Source organism: Mesorhizobium sp. M4B.F.Ca.ET.058.02.1.1 (genome assembly GCF_003952505.1).
GTDB lineage: Bacteria > Pseudomonadota > Alphaproteobacteria > Rhizobiales > Rhizobiaceae > Mesorhizobium.
Map to the genome: position 1 here is coordinate 4,063,387 of NZ_CP034450.1, position 17,153 is coordinate 4,080,539.

The 17,153-nt window shown below is 65.8% G+C and carries 19 protein-coding genes and 1 pseudogene; 8 read left to right on the top strand and 12 right to left on the bottom strand.

Going from position 1 to position 17,153, the window contains the following annotated elements; translation table 11 throughout:
- Positions 1–37 precede the first annotated feature (37 nt).
- Both EJ073_RS19910 and EJ073_RS19915 read right to left on the bottom strand, forming a co-directional pair.
- On the bottom strand, positions 38–1,015 hold the full coding sequence (locus tag EJ073_RS19910; protein WP_126057268.1) for a threonine/serine dehydratase: 978 nt from the start codon (positions 1,013–1,015) through the stop codon (positions 38–40).
- A gap of 117 nt (positions 1,016–1,132) precedes the next feature.
- Positions 1,133–1,401, bottom strand: a pseudogene (locus EJ073_RS19915) (hypothetical protein).
- Here EJ073_RS19915 and EJ073_RS32230 point away from each other — a divergent pair.
- Entirely contained in the window at positions 1,318–1,605 is a 288-nt protein-coding gene (locus EJ073_RS32230; RefSeq protein WP_245455798.1) for a hypothetical protein, read from the top strand. The pseudogene EJ073_RS19915 and the gene EJ073_RS32230 sit on opposite strands and share 84 nt — an antisense overlap.
- Positions 1,606–1,628: 23 nt before the next feature.
- A complete protein-coding gene (mbfA, locus tag EJ073_RS19920) occupies positions 1,629–2,612 on the top strand; it encodes an iron exporter MbfA (protein WP_126057269.1) in 984 nt (327 codons plus the stop codon).
- Between the two features lie 9 nt (positions 2,613–2,621).
- On the opposite strand, the gene EJ073_RS19925 is transcribed toward mbfA, so the two are convergent.
- Together EJ073_RS19925 and EJ073_RS19930 are read right to left on the bottom strand one after the other, a co-directional pair.
- Positions 2,622–2,966: an antibiotic biosynthesis monooxygenase gene (locus EJ073_RS19925; protein ID WP_126057270.1), complete on the bottom strand. Its 345-nt coding sequence runs from the start codon at positions 2,964–2,966 to the stop codon at positions 2,622–2,624.
- Positions 2,963–3,331, bottom strand: coding sequence for an NIPSNAP family protein (locus tag EJ073_RS19930; protein ID WP_126057271.1), 369 nt, complete (start codon positions 3,329–3,331; stop codon positions 2,963–2,965). Before EJ073_RS19930 ends, EJ073_RS19925 begins: the two co-directional genes overlap by 4 nt.
- Before the next feature lie 172 nt (positions 3,332–3,503).
- On the opposite strand from EJ073_RS19930, the gene EJ073_RS19935 reads away from it, so the two are divergent.
- On the top strand, positions 3,504–4,178 hold the full coding sequence (locus EJ073_RS19935; RefSeq protein WP_126057272.1) for a winged helix-turn-helix domain-containing protein: 675 nt from the start codon (positions 3,504–3,506) through the stop codon (positions 4,176–4,178).
- A 14-nt stretch (positions 4,179–4,192) separates the two neighbouring features.
- Here the strand turns inward: EJ073_RS19935 and ligD are convergent, their stop codons facing one another.
- Both ligD and EJ073_RS19945 read right to left on the bottom strand, forming a co-directional pair.
- Positions 4,193–6,712 carry a DNA ligase D gene (gene ligD / locus EJ073_RS19940; protein WP_126057273.1) on the bottom strand — a complete coding sequence of 840 codons (2,520 nt, stop codon included), beginning with the start codon at positions 6,710–6,712 and terminating at the stop codon, positions 4,193–4,195.
- A gap of 12 nt (positions 6,713–6,724) precedes the next feature.
- Positions 6,725–7,588, bottom strand: coding sequence for a Ku protein (locus EJ073_RS19945; protein WP_126057274.1), 864 nt, complete (start codon positions 7,586–7,588; stop codon positions 6,725–6,727).
- 363 nt (positions 7,589–7,951) lie between these two features.
- On the opposite strand from EJ073_RS19945, the gene EJ073_RS19950 reads away from it, so the two are divergent.
- The 4 genes from EJ073_RS19950 to EJ073_RS19965 all read left to right on the top strand — a co-directional run bounded on the left by EJ073_RS19950 (position 7,952) and on the right by EJ073_RS19965 (position 10,566).
- The gene (locus EJ073_RS19950; RefSeq protein WP_126057275.1) at positions 7,952–8,098 is read left to right on the top strand and encodes a hypothetical protein; all 147 of its coding nucleotides are present in this window, start codon (positions 7,952–7,954) and stop codon (positions 8,096–8,098) included.
- Between the two features lie 179 nt (positions 8,099–8,277).
- Positions 8,278–8,730: a thiol-disulfide oxidoreductase DCC family protein gene (locus tag EJ073_RS19955; protein ID WP_126057276.1), complete on the top strand. Its 453-nt coding sequence runs from the start codon at positions 8,278–8,280 to the stop codon at positions 8,728–8,730.
- A gap of 206 nt (positions 8,731–8,936) precedes the next feature.
- Positions 8,937–9,305 carry a YciI family protein gene (locus EJ073_RS19960; RefSeq protein WP_126057277.1) on the top strand — a complete coding sequence of 123 codons (369 nt, stop codon included), beginning with the start codon at positions 8,937–8,939 and terminating at the stop codon, positions 9,303–9,305.
- A gap of 7 nt (positions 9,306–9,312) precedes the next feature.
- Complete coding sequence (locus EJ073_RS19965) at positions 9,313–10,566, top strand: RNA polymerase sigma factor (RefSeq protein WP_126057278.1); 1,254 nt, start codon at positions 9,313–9,315, stop codon at positions 10,564–10,566.
- A 159-nt stretch (positions 10,567–10,725) separates the two neighbouring features.
- On the opposite strand, the gene EJ073_RS19970 is transcribed toward EJ073_RS19965, so the two are convergent.
- The 6 genes from EJ073_RS19970 to hrcA all read right to left on the bottom strand — a co-directional run bounded on the left by EJ073_RS19970 (position 10,726) and on the right by hrcA (position 16,294).
- Entirely contained in the window at positions 10,726–11,346 is a 621-nt protein-coding gene (locus EJ073_RS19970; protein WP_126057279.1) for a glutathione S-transferase family protein, read from the bottom strand.
- A gap of 132 nt (positions 11,347–11,478) precedes the next feature.
- Complete coding sequence (gene cysK / locus EJ073_RS19975; protein ID WP_126057280.1) at positions 11,479–12,459, bottom strand: cysteine synthase A; 981 nt, start codon at positions 12,457–12,459, stop codon at positions 11,479–11,481.
- A gap of 191 nt (positions 12,460–12,650) precedes the next feature.
- Positions 12,651–13,268 (bottom strand): LysE family translocator, encoded by a 618-nt coding sequence (locus tag EJ073_RS19980; protein WP_126057281.1) that lies wholly within the window; start codon positions 13,266–13,268, stop codon positions 12,651–12,653.
- A gap of 136 nt (positions 13,269–13,404) precedes the next feature.
- The gene (locus EJ073_RS19985) at positions 13,405–14,745 is read right to left on the bottom strand and encodes a sorbosone dehydrogenase family protein (RefSeq protein ID WP_126059286.1); all 1,341 of its coding nucleotides are present in this window, start codon (positions 14,743–14,745) and stop codon (positions 13,405–13,407) included.
- Between the two features lie 122 nt (positions 14,746–14,867).
- Positions 14,868–15,065 carry a hypothetical protein gene (locus EJ073_RS19990; protein ID WP_126057282.1) on the bottom strand — a complete coding sequence of 66 codons (198 nt, stop codon included), beginning with the start codon at positions 15,063–15,065 and terminating at the stop codon, positions 14,868–14,870.
- A gap of 146 nt (positions 15,066–15,211) precedes the next feature.
- Positions 15,212–16,294, bottom strand: coding sequence for a heat-inducible transcriptional repressor HrcA (gene hrcA, locus EJ073_RS19995; protein ID WP_126057283.1), 1,083 nt, complete (start codon positions 16,292–16,294; stop codon positions 15,212–15,214).
- A 142-nt stretch (positions 16,295–16,436) separates the two neighbouring features.
- On the opposite strand from hrcA, the gene rph reads away from it, so the two are divergent.
- A complete protein-coding gene (gene rph, locus EJ073_RS20000; protein WP_126057284.1) occupies positions 16,437–17,153 on the top strand; it encodes a ribonuclease PH in 717 nt (238 codons plus the stop codon).

Here is a 17,153-nt window from a genome sequence, read left to right on the forward strand (position 1 = left end):
CTCCAGAACGACTCAGGCGTCCAATGCCCGCAGTCCCCTAAGCCGCCGCCATGATCTCCGCATAAGTGTCGAAATCGACATTGCCGCCAGAGAGCACGACGGCGACGCATTTGCCGGCGAGATCGATCTCGCCGGACGAGAGCGCGGCGAGGCCCACGCAGCCGCCGGGCTCGACCACCAGCTTGAGATGGGCCATGGCGTCGCGCATCGCCTGCGCCGTCGCCTTGTCGGACACGGCGACAGCGCCGGCGAGGTTTTTGCGGTTGATCTCGAAGGTGATGGCGCCGGGCTCGGCGGTGAGGATGGCGTCGCAGATCGAGGTGTGGCCGGGCTCGTTGGCGACCCTCTCACCCTTGGCCAGCGAACGGCGGGTGTCGTCGAAATGTTCCGGTTCGGCGGCCCAGACCGCGGTGTCCGGCGAGGCATCCTTGACGGCAACGGAGATGCCGCTCGACAGGCCGCCGCCGCCACAGGGAATGACGACCGCGTCGAGGCTGACGCCGAGAGCCCTGGCCTGGGCCATCAGCTCGAGGCCGATCGTGCCCTGGCCGGCGATGATGGCCGGATCGTCGAAGGGCGGAACCAGCGCCATGCCCTTGTCCAGCCAGGGACGAACCACCGTCATGCGGTCATCGCGAAAGCGGTCGAACGGAACCACCTCGGCGCCCATCTTGCGGACATTGCCGATCTTCATCGCCGGCGCGTCGGCCGGCATGGCGATGACCGCCTTGACGCCGAACATCGCGGCGGAAGCGGCGACGCCCTGCGCGTGATTGCCCGAGGAGAAGGCGACGACGCCGCGACCGCGCTCCGCCGCGCTCAGCGACGACAGTTTGTTGTAGGCGCCGCGGAACTTGAACGAGCCGGTGCGCTGCAACGTCTCCGGCTTGAACAGGATGCGGCCGCCATAGCGCTTGTTGAGCTCCGGCGATTCGATCAGCGGCGTCTCGACGATCAGGCCGGAGAGGCGCGCCGCGGCGTTGCGGATATCGGCGATGCCGGGAGGGACGGTCATGGGCGCGGCCTTGAGCAAACAGACCGCCCATGGTGCACGGAAAAGGCCGCGGCGCGCCAACGAAAAAATGTGATGGTTACAAGGTTGGCGGATTATAGCTGCCGTTGGCGCCGCCCCTCACCCCAACAGCGTTCTTTGCCTTTTGCTGCCGCCGAGCTTGCGCCAGGCGTTGAAGCGGTGGGTGGCGGCGGCGAACGAAATCTTCATCTGCTGAGCGACCGAATAGCGCGACTTGCCATTGTCGAACATGCGGTAGCAGCACTCGACGCCTCTTCCGTCAGCTTGCCGTCGGGAGACTTGTTGTGCGGATTGGCGGGATCGAATTTCTCGACCTGCTGCTCGACCAGGCCTTTCAGGCGCTGCAGGTCGGCCTCGATGCTGGCGATGAGATCGAGGACAGGTTTCGGATCAAGGGCGTGCGCATGCTCTTTCGGCGGCATCCGGGGATTCCTTTCTTTTGGCTTAAGTTCAGCTATATAGGTGAACGTTCGGTAATAAAGAAGGCCCCGCCGGCAACCGGATCAACAAATCTTGCGCACGCCCGCAATGCGCGATTGACCGGCCGCGGGTCCAACCCTAGTTTAGAATAATTCTAATCTAGGGTGACTTGCTCATGCTTTCCCGTGTCTTCGGCTTCGGCCGCCGTTCCTTTGATTCGCTCAACGAGCAGGAGATCCTGGCGCTGGCCATATCCTCGGAGGAGGATGACGGGCGCATCTACCGCGCCTATGCCGACGGGCTGGCGCAAGACTTCCCGCAATCGGCCAAGGTGTTCGAGGCCATGGCGGAGGAAGAGGACGGCCACCGCGATTCGCTGATCGAGGTCTACCGCAAGCGTTTCGGCGAGCGCATCCCCTTGATCCGGCGCGAGCACGTGAGGGGCTATTACGAGCGCAAGCCCGACTGGCTGGTCAGGCCGCTCGGCATCGAGGCCGTGCGCCGGCAGGCCGAAGCGATGGAACAGCAGGCCTACCGCTTCTATGTCGAGGCCGCCAAGCGCACCACCGATGCCTCGACCCGCAAACTGCTCGACGAATTGGCGGTGGCCGAGCAGGGCCATGAGAGCTCGGCTCACCAACTGGAACAGGAGCATGTTCCGGGCGAGATCAAGATCGAGGAGGCGACGGCCGAGCAGCGCCAGTTCATCCTCACCTATGTGCAGCCGGGACTGGCCGGGCTGATGGACGGATCGGTGTCGACGCTGGCGCCGATCTTCGCCGCCGCCTTCGCCACGCACGACACGTTCCAGACCTTCCTGGTCGGATTGGCCGCTTCGATCGGCGCCGGCATTTCGATGGGCTTCACCGAAGTCGCCTCCGACGACGGCAAGCTGTCGGGCCGCGGCTCGCCGCTGAAGCGCGGACTGACCGTCGGCATCATGACGACGCTGGGCGGTCTCGGGCATGCGCTGCCCTATCTCATCCCGTTCTTCTGGACGGCGACGGCGGTCGCCGCCGTGGTGGTGTTCTTCGAATTGTGGGCGATCGCCTTTGTGCAGAACCGCTACATGCAGACGCCGTTCTGGCGCGCCGCGTTCCAGGTGGTGCTGGGCGGCGCGCTGGTCTTCGCGGCCGGCGTGCTGATCGGCAATGCGTAGCACCTTCTCTCACCCATTCACCGCCCGGCTATCCTGCGGCGCCTCGGTCCTGTCGGTGAGGCCGTAGTCGCGCACGACGTGGGCGATGCGCAGACGATAGCCGGCAAATATACCGCCGCGGCCGGCCTTCTGCGCCTGCCGGTGCTCTTCGGTGTTGCGCCAGGCTTTCACCGCGTCCTCGTCGCGCCAGAAGGACAGCGACAGGACGCGGTTCGGATCGGCGAGGCTCTGGAAGCGCTCGATCGAGATGAAGCCGTCGATGCCGTCGAGCTGGGGCCGCAGCGCCGCCGCGATGCCGAGATAGGCATCGCGCCTTCCCTGAGCCGGCTCGACCTCGAAGATGACGGCGATCATGCTTCCATCCCTTCCTTGACCGTGACGTCGGTCTGGAACATCTGCCGCGGCCCATGCGGACCTGACGCCAGTCTCAGGAAGATGCGGTCCTCCTTCAGGATAAATTTCTCGCGCCGCGCGAATTCGTAGTTCGCCTTGCCGGCCGGGTCGGCGGCAAGCCGGGCGCGGTAGGCTTCGTAGGCCGCGAGGTTCTCGATGTTGTAGGCGGCATAGGCGGTGGTGGCCGAACCTTCATGCGGCGCGAAATAGCCGATGAGGTCGGCGCCGCAGCGCGGGATGGCCTGCCCCCAGGCGCGGGCATATTGCCCGAATGCCGCCTTGCCGAACGGGTCGATCTCGTAGCGGATGAAGCAGGTGATGGTCATGGTCGTCTCCTCGTCGGCTTGGGTTTGCTGCGGCGACAGTTAGAGCACGCTCGAAGCATCGCGCGCTTCGGGTGTGATAGGCAATCCGATGTCAGGAGCGTCGTCGCCATCTCCTTGATCTGACCGCAGGATAGTGGTTTTCTGGCGAGAATGCTTCGATGGAGATGAAACTATGCGCGAAGGACCGGACATTGCCCGCACCGCCAGCCTGGTCGGCGATCCGGCCCGTGCCAACATGCTCACCGCGCTGATGGGCGGCACGGCATTGACCGCATCGGAACTGGCGCTCGAGGCCGGCGTGTCGCTTCCGACGGCCTCCTCGCATCTGTCGAAGCTGATGGAGGGTGGATTGCTGACCCTGGCCAGCCAGGGCCGGCACCGCTACTACGGGCTTGCCGGGCCGCAAGTGGCGGGCATGATCGAAGCGATCATCGGCGTCGCCGAGGCCGTCGGCCCGAAGCGCGTGCGGCCGGGGCCACGCGACGCGGCGATGCGGGTGGCGCGGGTCTGCTACGACCATCTCGCCGGCGAGCAGGCGGTGGCGATGCTCGACCGACTCGTCGACCGAAAGGTCCTGCTACGGCACGACCGCGAAATCAGGCTTGGCCCGGCAGCGGCCTCGCATTTTTCCGCGCTCGGCATCGATGTCGAGGCCAAGGCGCGACGGCCGGTCTGCCGCGCCTGTCTCGACTGGAGTGTGCGGCGCTCGCATCTCGCCGGCACGCTGGGCGCCGCCATCCTCGACAAGATCATCGCCGAGAAATGGGCCCGACGCGAGAAGGACAGCCGCGCCGTGGTGTTTTCGCCGCCGGGCAGGCAGGCGTTCGAGAAGGTGTTTCTCGCCTGATGCGCCTTCCGTGATCAGCCGCGTTTCAACGGCTTGCCCAGCTTGAAGAAGTCCTTCCACGGATTGGCTTCACCCAGCTGCTTCAGCGTCGTGGAATCGCCGAGCGGAAAGGCATTCGGCGCCAGACCCTTCTCGAGTTCCGGCCAGGTCACCGGCATCGACACCGTCGCCCCCTTCTTGGCGCGCGAGGAGTACGGGGCGACCGTCGTCGAGCCGCGGCCGTTGCGCAGATAGTCGACGAAGATCTTGCCGGTGCGCGCCTTCTTCGACAGCGTCGCGGTGTAGCGGTCGGGCGCGGCCTGCTCCAGCGCGCGGGCGAAATCATGGGCGAAGTCCTTGACCTCGTCCCAGTCCGCCGACGGCTTCAGCGGCACCAGCACGTGATAGCCCTTGCCGCCGGAGGTCTTGACGAGGTTGGGCAACGACAGCTCGTCCAGCTGCTTGTGGATGTCGAGCGCCGCCTCGCGCACCGCCTTGACGTCGACGCCTTCGTCGGGATCGAGGTCGAAGATGATCTGGTCGGGCTTCTCCAGCTCGTCGACGGTTGAGCCCCAGATATGGACCTCGACGACACCGTACTGGACCAGCGCGGCAAGCCCGTCGAAATCCTTGATGAACAGGATCTCCTCGCCATCGGTCGGATCCTTCATCCGGGCGATCTTGTCGCTCATGCCGGGCGAGGCATGCTTCTGGAAGAAGCGCTGGCCGCCAATGCCGTCCGGCGCCCGCACCAGACTGAGCGGCCGGTTGACGACGAATTGTTCCATGCGCGGCCAGACCAGCGCGTAATGGTCGAGCAGGTCCAGCTTGGAGACCTTCTCGTCGGGCCACAGCAGCTTGTCCGGATGGGATAGTTTCACCGACGTCCTTGCCACTCCAGCCGAGGCGGCCTTTGGCGTCGCCGTGCCGCCGCCCGCATCGCTTTCGCCCTTGCCGGAGGCCCGCTTCGGTTTTTCCTGCACGACTTCCTCCGCCGGCTTGTCCTCGCGCAATCCCTGGAACGAGGCGTGACGTATTATACGGTCCGCGGTCCAGCTGCGGAACTCCACTTCGCCGACAAGTTGAGGCTTGACCCAGACCAGGCCCTTTCCCTTGGGCACGGCGGCGGAAAAGGGCGAGGTTCTTGCCGTGAGGCCGTCGAGTTTTTTCTTGAGGTCGGTGGCCATTTTGCCGGAAAAGCCGGTGCCGACGCGGCCGGCATAGTGGAGCTTGCCGCGCTCGTGATAGCCGACCAGCAGTGAACGCAGGCCGCGTCCGGTCTTCTCGGGGGACGGCAGATAGCCGCCGATCACGAATTCCTGGCGCAGCGTGCATTTCGATTTCACCCAGGTGAGGCCACGACCGCTGCGGTAAGGCGCGTCGGCGCGTTTCGAAACCACGCCTTCCAGGCCCATGCGGCAGACATGCTGCAGCATGATCTTGCCGGGCTCATGGAAATGGTCGCTGAAGCGCAGCGCTGAATCTTCCGGCTGGTCGCCGAGCAGTTCAGCCAGCGCCTGCTTGCGCTCGACCAGCGGCTCGCGGCGCAGATCCTCGCCGTTGAGGCGCATCAGGTCGAAGACATAGTAGACGAAGCGGTCGCCGCGGCGGGCCGACAGATCGGCCTGCAGCAGGGCGAAGGACGACACGCCGCTGTCGGCCAGAACGATGATCTCGCCATCGATGACGGCTTCCCGGCACTTCAGACCGGCGAGCGCGGCGGTGACGGGGCCGTCGAATTTTGAGGTCCAGTCGAGGCCGGCGCGGGTGAGCAGCCTCACCTCGCTGCCGGCGACCTGCGCCTGCATGCGGTAGCCGTCGAATTTTACTTCATGCAGCCAATCGTCGCCGGATGGCGCATCCTTCTCCAGCGTGGCGAGCTGCGGCTCGATGAACTCCAGCCGGCTGGCAGGCCCGGCTCTTGCCTTGCCGGCGGCCGGCTTGTTGGAGTGCCAGACTTTCGGCTTCGCGCCTTTGGCCGTCTTGCCCTCGCCGACCTCCTCGATCGTCAGGCCGGATTTCACCGATTTCGGCTCCTGCTTCAGGATGTCCTCGCCGGGGCGCGCGGCGGCATCGTCGGATTTGATCAGCAGCCAGTTGTCGCGCTTTTCGCCGGAGCGCGGCTTCAGCCGCACCAGATGCCAGCGGCCATGCAATTTGTGGCCTTCCAGCTCGAAGCCGATATGGCCCTTCTTCATCGCCTTGGCCGGATCGCCTTCCGGAATCCATTTGCCCTCATCCCAGACGATGACCGAGCCGCCGCCATACTCGCCCTTCGGGATGGTGCCTTCGAACGGCGCGTAATCGATCGGATGGTCCTCGACGTGCACGGCCAGCCGCTTCTCATGCGGATCGAGGCTCGGGCCGCGCGTCACCGCCCAGCTCCACAGCACGCCGTCATGCTCGAGGCGCAGGTCGTAGTGCAGCCTGGTCGCCGCATGCTTGTGGATGACGAAGATGCCGGCGGCCTTCTTGCCGCTCCGCGACAGCTTGCCGGCCGGCTCGGCGGTCTTCCTGAAATCCCGCTTGGCCCGATACTGCTCGAGGCTGGCCATGGCTGCGGCCTCCTATGCCGATTTGCGCCGCGGAGCGGAGGCCTTGCCCCGTCCGGCCTTTGGCTTTGCCTTCGCCTTCGACGCGGCCTTGCCCGCGCCTTCCGCGTTCAGGCTCTTCTTCAGCGCATCGAAGAGGTTGACGACATTGGAAGGCTTCGGCGGCGCCTTGGCCTTTGGCGCCTTCCTGCCGGCCTTCTTGGCGCGGATCAGCTCGAGCAGGGCATCCTCGTAGCGGTCGTCGAACTTCGACGGATCGAATTTTGCCCCCTTCCGGTCGATGATGTGTTCGGCAAGGTCTATCATCTCATCGTCGGTCTTGACCGGCTTGATATCGCCAAAGACGCTGTCGGGCTGACGCACTGTGTTGTCGTAACGCAGCGTGGTCAGCACCATGCCCTTGCCGAGCGGCTCGATCACCACCGGGCGTTCCCGCTGGTAGAGCACGATGCGGGCGAGGCCGGCCATCTTCTTGCCCGCCATGGCGTCGCGGATGACGGCAAAGGCCTCCTCCGACACCTTGTCCGCCGGCGAGACATAATAGGGCGTGTCGAGGTAGATCTGCCGGATCGAGGATTTGTCGACGAAGCCGTCGAGGCTCATCGTATGCGAGGACTCGATCTGGACGGCCTCGATCTCGTCTTCCTCGATATGGATGAACTCGCCGTCCTCGACCTCATAGCCCTTTATCTCGTCGCCTTCCTCCAGCGGCTTGCCGGTCTCGGCATCTACATAGATGCGCTTCACGGTGTTTCCGGTCTTGCGGTTGAGGATGCGGAAGGAGACCTTTTCGGCGTGGGTGACGACGTTGGTCAGCTCGATGGCGCAAGTGACCAGCGACAGCTTGAGATAGCCTTTCCAGGCCGGGCGCGGCGCCATGACGAACTCCGTGAGCAGGGTGGTTGAACCGAGAACGGGCAGAACCCGCTCCGGTTCCGGGAGGCCGCCTCCAGGCTGGGTCCTGACTTTCCCGGGCGGCGCACGGAAATTTCGTCGAGGCGCCCGCGATTGAAACAGAACCGCGCTCAACCGACATCGGGGCGAAACATATGTGATGCAAAAGTCACATTGGGCGAGATGCCGACAAATGGCTCGGAAAGACCCCGAATCAGCCGCATTCCGGCCACGAAGCGGGGCATTTCGGACCAGAAATTAACATCACGTTCACCGACTATTCACGCCTCGACGCTATGATGCCCGCAATTCGGACGGGACATCCGAAATCGGGACAGGGACAGGGAAATGAAGTTCTGGAACCACATTGCCGGCTACGCCGCCGCCATCCGTGAATTCGTCGCGCCGACCTATCGGCCTGAGCGTTATTACATGCGCGGCCCAGGCCCGGCCTGCGCCCGCCGCGGCAACTCGCTCGGCATCAGCGCGCACTGATCATGACGCTGGAGAGCCGTCATGACAGCCGGATCTGCAAACCGGCCGACAGCCATCGCGCAACCACCTATCGCGCCGAGCGCCCCGCGCTGGCCGGTCGGCGGCGTGCGACAACGCCACCGCTTTGACGCCGCCGCCGGCTGGCTTAGTGTCTGACGACACCAGCAGCCGGGGCCGACATGATTGACCTGCCCGAACCGAAGCGTCCCCTTCCTCCGCCGCAAGCTTACGATGCAACCCAGCCGCTGATCGTCTTCGACGGCGTCTGCGTGTTCTGCTCGGGTTTCGTGCGGACGGTGGTGCGGTTCGACCGCGGGAAGCGCTTTCGTTTCGCCACGGCGCAGTCGCCGTTCGGCGAAGCGCTGTTTCGCAAGCACGGACTGGCGACCGACAGCTACGATACCAGCCTGACCCTGATCGACGGAAAGGCCTTCACCCAACTGGACGGCTTCATCGCCGTGATGGCCGAGCTTGGCTGGCCATGGCGCACGGCGAAGGTTTTGCTCGCCCTGCCGCGGCCGCTGCGCGACTGGTTCTACGACCGCATCGCCAAGAATCGCTACGCCCTGTTCGGCAGGACGGGCAGCTGCGAGATCCCGTCGCCGGAACTGCGGGAGCGGCTGATCGGCTAGAATCCCGCCACGGCTGGTCGGAGCCTGGCCGGCGGCGAGATTCGGCCTCCCGACAATCCTCGCAAATTCACGGATCATCGCCGCCGGCTTGCGCAAGGCGCCGCGCGGGTCGAAAGATTTTCGTAGCACCTGTCGAAATCCGCCTGGCCCAGGCGACATTGGTCAGGCCGGCGATGACGCGGCCTTCGAGAAAACGGGAGAAGACCATGCGATACATGCTTTTGATCTACGCGAACGAAGCCGCGATGGCGACCGCGCCGAGCGAGAAGACCTACGAGATCAGCGCCGCCTATGGCGCCTATACCGAGGCGTTGAAGAAATCCGGCGCCTGGCTCGCCGGCGACCGGCTGCGGCCGACGCAATCCGCAACGGCGGTGCGCACGGCCGACGGCAAGACCAATGTGCTCGACGGCCCCTATGCCGACACCAAGGAGCAGCTCGCCGGCTTCTACATGATCGAGGCCGAGGACGCCGACGCGGCCATCGCCTGGGCGGCGCGCTGCCCGGGCGCCAGCGCCGGCACGATCGAGGTGCGACCGATCTGGGAAATGAGCGACTATCCGTCCGCGAATTGACCCAGTGATGGACAATCGACCGGAGATCGCGCGGGCGGCGGCGGAAGCGGCCGCCCGGCAAAGCTACGGCAAGCTGGTCGCCTTTCTCGCGGCGCGCACGCGCGATGTCGCCGGCGCCGAGGACGCGCTGGCGGATGCCTTCGCGGCGGCGCTCGAGCGCTGGCCGCAGACCGGCGTGCCCGAAAAGCCGGACGCCTGGCTGCTCGCGGTGGCGCGCCGACGGGGCGTCGATGCGGTGCGGCGGCGGCAAACCGGCGAGGCGGCGCGCGATCATCTCAAGCTGATCGCCGAGGAGGTGGAGGCCCGCATGACCGACGAAGAGCTGCCGGACGAACGGTTGCGGCTGATGTTTGCCTGCGCCCATCCGGCGATCGAGGCCAGCGTGCGCGCGCCGCTGATCCTGCAGACCATCCTTGGCTTCGACGCGGCGACCATCGCTTCGGCCTTCCTGGTCTCGCCGGCGACGATGGGCCAGCGCCTGGTGCGCGCCAAGACCCGGATCCGCGAGATCGGCATTCCGTTCCGGGTGCCGGAGCGGGCCGAGCTCGGCGAGCGGCTGGACGCGGTGCTGGAGGCGATCTACGCCGCCTTCGCCGAAGGCTGGACCGATCCTGCCGGCACCGAGACGCGGCGCCGCAACCTCGCCACCGAGGGCATCTGGCTCGGCCGGCTGGCGGCCTCGCTGATGCCGGACGAGCCGGAGGCGGTAGGGCTTCTGGCACTGATGCTGTTTGCCGAAGCGCGGCGGGCAGCGCGACGCAGCCCGGAAGGTGACTTTGTGCCGCTTGCCGAGCAGGACACCGCGCTCTGGGACGACACGCTGATCGACGAGGCGGAAGACCTGCTCGAACGTGCCGCCGCCAAGGGGATCATCGGCCGCTACCAGCTGGAGGCGGCCGTGCAATCGGCCCACACGGCGCGGCGGCGCGGCGGCCGCACCGACTGGGCAGCGATCCGCCAGCTTTACGACGCGCTGCTGGCCGTCGCCGGCTCGCCTGTTGTGGCGATCAACCGCGCCGTGGCGATCGCCGAGGATGAGGGCGCTGCGGCCGGGTTGGCAGCGCTTTACGTGCTGGGTGACGACAAGCGGCTGGTTGACTATCAGCCCTATTGGGCTGCCCGCGCCGGCCTGCTGGCGAGGCTCGGCACGACCGGATTGGCGGCCGAGGCTTACGACCGCGCGATCGGCCTCGAACGGGACCCGGCCGTGCGCCGCTTCCTGCAGGAAAAGCGGGCGAAGCTCACAGCGGGCAGCAACTAGGCCGCGGCGCGATTAGAGCGCCGCCAGCCAACTCCCATCTCTTCCATTTGGGATGGTGCTTTCCGGAAAGGCCTCGGCTTTCTGCTCGATGGGCTCTCTCCAGGACAAGGTTCCGGCCTGCTATGATGGCCTTTTCCCGGCAACCTCGTAAGAGGCCGCTCACCACATCGCGTGGGCGGCATTCAGTTTGTGGATCAGCTCATGATCGCGCAGCCTGGCCCACAGGCGCTCGATATCGGGCCAGGCAGCGGCGACCTTGCCGATCTCGGGATGCCAGGCCACCAGCATGATCAGGTAGATGTCGGCCAGCGATAGCTGCTCGCCCACCAGCCAGTCGCGGCCGGCGAGGGCCTTGTCGAGGATGGCAAAGCCGCGCTCCGTCTCGTTCAGCGCGGCCTGTTTCACCGCCTCCACGCCGTCCGGCGTCACGGTGTAGCGATGGGCATAATAGTAGCGCAGCCCCGCCGGGTAGAGGACCGACGACATGAAGGCCATCCAGCGCAGGAAGTCGGCGCGGGCCGGCGAACCCGCCGCCGGCGCCAGCCCGGCTTCCGGATGGCGCTCGGCGAGCAGAATGCAGATCGCCGCCGATTCGGTGATCGATCGGCCGTCCGGCAAGGTCAGCACCGGCACCTGGTTCAACGGGCTGATGTCGAGGAAGGCCTGGTCGGGCGGGTCCTTCTTCGGCACGTCGATCTGGTCAAACGGCGCGCCGGCCAGGGCAAGCGCCGCCTCGACGACGAAGCCGCCGCTGCCGGGGCGTGTGTAAAGTCTGTACATCAATCCCTCCCAACCGCCCGCGCGGGGCCGGTTGAGGTTTGCACCGGAAGCGGTGCCGCGCTCAAGCGCGGCGCGGACGCCACACGGGTTTTTTCAGCGGTCCAGCGTCCCGCGACCGTTCATTGAGGAGGCTTACGCCCCCAGCCCGTCGAACAGGATGGTCGACAGGTAGCGTTCGGCGAAGGACGGGATGACGACGACCAGGGTCTTGCCCTTGTTCTCTGGCCGCGAGCCGACGACGATCGCCGCCTGCAGCGCGGCGCCCGACGAGATGCCGACCGGCACGCCTTCGAGGCGGGCGACAAGCCGCGCATTGGCGACGGAATCCTCGTTGGAGACCCTGACAATCTCGTCATAGATCGTGGTGTCGAGGATCTTCGGCGCGAAGCCGGCGCCGATGCCCTGGATCTTGTGCGGGCCGGGCTGGCCGCCGGACAGCACCGGCGAAGCCTCCGGCTCGACGGCGACGACATGCAGCGAGGGCTTGCGCTTCTTCAGCACCTGGCCGACGCCGGTGATGGTGCCGCCGGTGCCGATGCCGGCGACGAAGATGTCGACCTCGCCCTGGGTGTCGTTCCAGATCTCCTCGGCCGTGGTGCGGCGGTGGATCTCGGGGTTGGCCGGATTCTCGAACTGCTGCGGGATGATGGCGTCGGGCAAGGTGGCGGCAAGCTCGTCGGCCTTGGCGATGGCGCCCTTCATGCCCTTGGGACCTTCGGTCAGCACCAGTTCGGCGCCGAGCAGCGCCAGCATCTTGCGCCGCTCGACCGACATCGTCTCCGGCATGGTCAGGATCAGCTTGTAGCCCTTGGCGGCGGCGGCGAAGGCGAGCGCAATGCCGGTGTTGCCGGAGGTCGGCTCGATCAGCGTCGTCCTGCCGGGGGCGATCCTGCCAGAGGCTTCCAGCGCCTCGATCATGGCAACGCCGATACGGTCCTTGACCGAGGCGATCGGGTTGAAGAATTCGAGCTTGGCCAGGAGATTGGCGACGACGCCCTTTTCCTTCGCGAACTTGTCGAGCCGCACCAGGGGGGTGTCGCCGATCGTCTCGGTGATCGAATTGAAGACGCGGCCGCGGCCGGGCACGCGCGCGGAGGTGACGGGCTTGTTCATTGTTTCGCTCCCAGGACAGGCAATTGCATCAGCGACAGAATAGGGCTTTCAGCCGCGCAAGATAGGCTGCCGGTCGAAAATATCCGAGTGGGGCGCGTGCTGAAAACGCTGCCGCCCCGGAATAGCATTTTCCGGATCGGCTTGTTTCCGGAATGGTTTGGCCGAAACGGAAGCGCGATGAGACGGGTGCTCTATTGCCTGGCCGCGATCGCCGCCGCCGCGCCGACCATGAAGCCGGCGGCCGTGCGGTTCAGCGCCTTCAGCGCGCGCGGCGACTTCAGAAACCAGCGCGCCTTCGCAGCGAGCGCCAGATAGGGCACCAGCACGACCAAGAGGACAATGACGGTGAGCGCGACGAGGATGCCATAGTCGGCCAGCGTGATCGTCTTCAGGTCGACGATGGTCGGCGTGATGGCGAGGTAGAAGATCATCGTCTTCGGATTGCCGAGCGTCACCGTGAGGCCGGCAAGGAAGGAGGCGACGAGCCCGCCCTTGCCCTTTCGCGCCTCGACAGTCTCCGGCGTGATGCCGCTGGTCCAGAAGCGCCAGCCGAGGAAAGCGAGATAGGCGACGCCGGCCCATTTGATGGCGAGAAAAACCATGCCGAAAGTCTGCGCGACGAAGGCAAGACCGAGCATGACGGCGGTGAGATAGGTGAGATCGCCGAGGATCAGGCCAAACGACATCGCCAGCGACGAACGGAAGCCGGAACCCAGCGCCCGCGCCACAAGCGCGGTGACGCCGGGGCCCGGAATGGCAGCGGCGATGCCGAGGGCGGCGCTGCAAGCGACAAATCCGGTGAGCGTCATGGCTTTCGGTCCAGATGAGTGCGCCTTGTCGCATACATCCGAATGGAATTGAATTTCCTGAGGACTGGATTCGATTGCACCAGATCTCGCCGGGTCAACCCGAGGCGGCCCCAACAGGATTCCCAGGCCGGCTCAATCAGGACCGGCCGTCGCCATAGGTGACGCGCCAGATGGTGCCGTTGCCGTCCTCGGTGAGGATCAGCGCGCCGTCCTTCGCGACAGTGACGCCGACCGGCCGGCCCCAGACATCGTCGTCGGAGATGACGAAGCCGGTGGCGAAATCCTCATACGCGCCGGTCGGCTTGCCATCCTCAAATTTCAGCCGCACCACCTTGTAGCCGGTGCGCACGCCGCGGTTCCAGGAGCCGTGCAGGGCGACGAAGGCATCGCCCTGATACTCGGCCGGGAAGCTCTTTTTGTCATAGAAGGCGATGCTGAGCGGCGCCGAATGCGCCTGCATCAGCACGTCGGGAACAGTGACCTTGCCAGCAAGGTCGGGGCGCGCGCCCTTGTGGCGCGGGTCCTCGTTGGCGCCGATGTAATACCAGGGCCAGCCATAGAAGCCGCCTTGCCTGACCGTCGTCGCATATTCGAATGGCACGTTGTCGCCGAGCCCGTCGCGCTCGTTGACGACGCACCAGAGCGCGCCTGTCTGAGGCTGCACCGTCATGCCGGAGCAGTTGCGCAGGCCGGTGGCGAAGCTGCGCCGGTTCCTGCCGTCCGGATCGAAGGCCAGAACGTCGGCGCGCCCTTCCTCCGGTCCCCAGCTCGCGCCGAGCGGTGCCGACGCCGCCCATTGCGCGAGCCCGCCTTCCGGCTCGGCGCCGATGTCCTCGGCGACGTTGGAGCCCGATCCGACCGATAGGTAGAGCGTCTTGCCATCAGGCGAAAAGATGATGTCGCGCGTCCAGTGATGGCTGGAGGGGATGTCCGGGACGATGGTTTCCGGCTTGCCCTGCGCCTTCAGGTCACCTTCGCGGTAGGCGAAGCGCACGACGCTGTTGCTGTTGGCGACATAGACCCATTGCGGCCTGTCGCCCGACGGGTAGAAGGCGATGCCATAGGGCCGGGTCAACCCTTCGGCGAAAATGGCTTGCTGCGCCGGCCTCGCGCCGCCCTCGGCGAGGCGATAGACGCGGATCTGGTTGGCCTTGCTGTCGGCGACAAACAGGTCGCCATTGGGTGCCACGCGTACGACGCGTGGATTGTCGATGCCGGAAGCAACGAGTTCGATGGAGAAGCCGGGCGGTAGAAGCGGCTTGACCCCTTCGGGACGATCGCCAACGCCCGGGCCGTTCGATGACGAGCGGGTGCGGTAGGGCGCCGGCAGGTCCTGCGGCTTGATCAGCCGGCGCACTCCCGGACGGTCGGCCTTCCAGTCGCCGAAAGCCTTGCTGCCGGTCAGCACCGGCTGGTCCGCAAGCGCTGCGGTGGCGACGAGCATGGCAGCTCCCGCAAGACTGGCAAACCGGATCATACCGTCCTCCAGGGTTGGTTTGGCCATGGGCAGTCAAGGCCAGGTACGGGACAAACGGAAAAATCAGACCGGCGTTCCGCAACGAAGGGGGCACAGGTGAACTTAAGGGTGGTAGTGGGTGCTCAGCTGCCTTCCGCATAGAAATCATCGTCCAGGCGCCTTTCCAACGCGACCAGATCGGCCGGCAGCGGCAGGCCCATGGCGCGCAATTCCTGCAACTTCTCGCGCAGCTGCTCCCGTATCTCGTGCTGGTCCTCGGGCTGGTTGACCATTTCCTCGAGCAGCAGGCTGATCTGGGCCTTGAGCGATTCCAGCGCCATTTTTCTTCTCCTCCACTGCCTAGGTGTACTGAGATCCGGTCAGGCCGGGTCGAAAATGGTGGTCTCCGAGAACCGGAGCGGAGCGTACTTGAAGTACGTGAGCACCGGAAGCGCGGGAGATCGCCATTTGCAGGCCGGCCTCACACCTAACGCAGCATGCGCGAAATGAGCTGCGCCGTATAGTCGACCATCGGCACGATGCGGGCATAGTTAAGCCGCGTCGGACCGATGACGCCGAGTGCGCCGACGACACGGGCGTCCTTGTCGCGATAGGGCGCCACGACCAGCGACGAGCCGGACAGCGAAAACAGCTTGTTTTCCGAGCCGATGAAGATGCGCACGCCGGGCCCTTCCTCGGCGAGGTCGAGCAGTTGCAGCAGCCCGTCCTGCGTCTCCAGATCCTCGAACAGATGGCGCAGCAATTCGATGTCGGCCTGGGCGGTGACGTTTTCGAGCAGGTTGGCGCGGCCGCGCACGATGAGCCGTGCCGGCAGGCCGCTTTCGGCGCCAGCCCAGACCGCCAGGCCCTTTTCGACCAGGTCCTGCGACAGCGTGTCGAGGGCGGCCCTGGTCTCGTCCTTGATGCGGGCGATCTCGACGCGCGCCTCGGCCAGTGTGCGGCCCCGGATATGGGCGTTGAGGAAGTTGGAGGCCTCGTGCAGCTGCGACACGGTGGTGCCGGCGGGCAGGTCGACGACGCGGTTCTCGACGTCGCCGTTCTGCGACACCAGCACGGCCAGCGCCTTGGTGGGTTCCAGCTGGATGAACTCGATGTGCTTCAGCGCCACCTCGTTTTTGGCGGCGAGCACCAGGCCGGCGCCGCGCGACATGCCCGACAGCATCTGGCTGGCCTCGGTCAGCATATGCTCCAGCGTGGCGCCCGAGCCGGAGGCGCGCACCTGCGCTTCGATGATGCGGCGCTCCTCGTCGGAGAGGTCGCCAAGCTCCATAAAGGCGTCGACGAAGAAGCGCAGGCCGGTCTGCGTCGGCAAACGGCCGGCCGAGATATGCGGGGCATAGATCAGGCCGAGATGCTCGAGATCGCTCATCACGTTGCGGATGGTGGCCGGCGACAGCGAAGAGGGCAGGATGCGCGACAGGCTGCGCGAGCCGACCGGCTCGCCATCCCTGAGATAGGATTCGACGATGCGCCGGAAGATATCGCGCGAGCGCATATCAAGCGACTGGAGCGCGGGCGACTGCGATGCCGGATCGACTGCCTTGGTCATTCGAGCCAAAACCTCCTGCTCAAATATAGACTTAGGCCGTGCCCGCGCAACCCGGTCCATTTTCCTTTGCGCCATGCGCCGCATGCGTCTACAAGCCGCCAACGAATCCTTGAAAACCAAAAGAAAGAAGAAAGAGGCCTCGATGCGCCCCTCCAAACGCCAAGCCGACGAAATGCGCGCCATCTCCTTCGAGCGCGGCGTCTCCAAGCACGCCGAGGGTTCGTGCCTCGTGAAGTTCGGCGACACGCATGTTCTGTGCACGGCAAGCCTGGAGGAAAAAGTGCCGGCCTGGATGCGCAATTCCGGCAAGGGCTGGGTGACGGCCGAGTACGGCATGCTGCCGCGTTCGACCGGCGAGCGCATGCGGCGCGAGGCTTCAACCGGCAAGCAGGGCGGCCGCACGCTGGAAATCCAGCGGCTGATCGGCCGTTCCTTGCGCGCCGTGGTCGACCTGCAGGCGTTGGGCGAGCAGCAGATCACTGTCGACTGCGACGTGATCCAGGCCGATGGCGGCACCCGTACCGCCTCGATCACCGGCGGCTGGGTGGCGCTCCATGACTGCCTGCGCTGGATGGAGGCGCGGCAGATGGCCAGCGTCGCCAAGGTGCTGAAGGACCATGTCGCGGCGATCTCCTGCGGCATCCATGACGGCCAGCCGGTCCTCGACCTCGACTATCTCGAGGATTCCTCGGCCGGCACCGACGCCAATTTCGTCATGACCGGCAAGGGCGGTATCGTCGAGATCCAGGGCACGGCGGAAGGCGAGCCGTTCTCGGAGGAGCAGTTCGCGTCGCTGATGGGCCTCGCCAAGAAAGGCATTTCGCGCTTGGTCAGCCTGCAGCAGATGGCGGTGGCGTAG

Bases quoted from the DNA above. Each gene is read 5' to 3' on its own strand.
- EJ073_RS19910 (WP_126057268.1), bottom strand. From the start codon at position 1,015: ATGACCGTCCCTCCCGGCATCGCCGATATCCGCAACGCCGCGGCGCGC.
- mbfA (WP_126057269.1), top strand. From the start codon at position 1,629: ATGCTTTCCCGTGTCTTCGGCTTCGGCCGCCGTTCCTTTGATTCGCTC.
- EJ073_RS19925 (WP_126057270.1), bottom strand. From the start codon at position 2,966: ATGATCGCCGTCATCTTCGAGGTCGAGCCGGCTCAGGGAAGGCGCGAT.
- EJ073_RS19930 (WP_126057271.1), bottom strand. From the start codon at position 3,331: ATGACCATCACCTGCTTCATCCGCTACGAGATCGACCCGTTCGGCAAG.
- EJ073_RS19935 (WP_126057272.1), top strand. From the start codon at position 3,504: ATGCGCGAAGGACCGGACATTGCCCGCACCGCCAGCCTGGTCGGCGAT.
- ligD (WP_126057273.1), bottom strand. From the start codon at position 6,712: ATGGCCAGCCTCGAGCAGTATCGGGCCAAGCGGGATTTCAGGAAGACC.
- EJ073_RS19945 (WP_126057274.1), bottom strand. From the start codon at position 7,588: ATGGCGCCGCGCCCGGCCTGGAAAGGCTATCTCAAGCTGTCGCTGGTC.
- EJ073_RS19950 (WP_126057275.1), top strand. From the start codon at position 7,952: ATGAAGTTCTGGAACCACATTGCCGGCTACGCCGCCGCCATCCGTGAA.
- EJ073_RS19955 (WP_126057276.1), top strand. From the start codon at position 8,278: ATGATTGACCTGCCCGAACCGAAGCGTCCCCTTCCTCCGCCGCAAGCT.
- EJ073_RS19960 (WP_126057277.1), top strand. From the start codon at position 8,937: ATGCGATACATGCTTTTGATCTACGCGAACGAAGCCGCGATGGCGACC.
- EJ073_RS19965 (WP_126057278.1), top strand. From the start codon at position 9,313: ATGGACAATCGACCGGAGATCGCGCGGGCGGCGGCGGAAGCGGCCGCC.
- EJ073_RS19970 (WP_126057279.1), bottom strand. From the start codon at position 11,346: ATGTACAGACTTTACACACGCCCCGGCAGCGGCGGCTTCGTCGTCGAG.
- cysK (WP_126057280.1), bottom strand. From the start codon at position 12,459: ATGAACAAGCCCGTCACCTCCGCGCGCGTGCCCGGCCGCGGCCGCGTC.
- EJ073_RS19980 (WP_126057281.1), bottom strand. From the start codon at position 13,268: ATGACGCTCACCGGATTTGTCGCTTGCAGCGCCGCCCTCGGCATCGCC.
- EJ073_RS19985 (WP_126059286.1), bottom strand. From the start codon at position 14,745: ATGATCCGGTTTGCCAGTCTTGCGGGAGCTGCCATGCTCGTCGCCACC.
- EJ073_RS19990 (WP_126057282.1), bottom strand. From the start codon at position 15,065: ATGGCGCTGGAATCGCTCAAGGCCCAGATCAGCCTGCTGCTCGAGGAA.
- hrcA (WP_126057283.1), bottom strand. From the start codon at position 16,294: ATGACCAAGGCAGTCGATCCGGCATCGCAGTCGCCCGCGCTCCAGTCG.
- rph (WP_126057284.1), top strand. From the start codon at position 16,437: ATGCGCCCCTCCAAACGCCAAGCCGACGAAATGCGCGCCATCTCCTTC.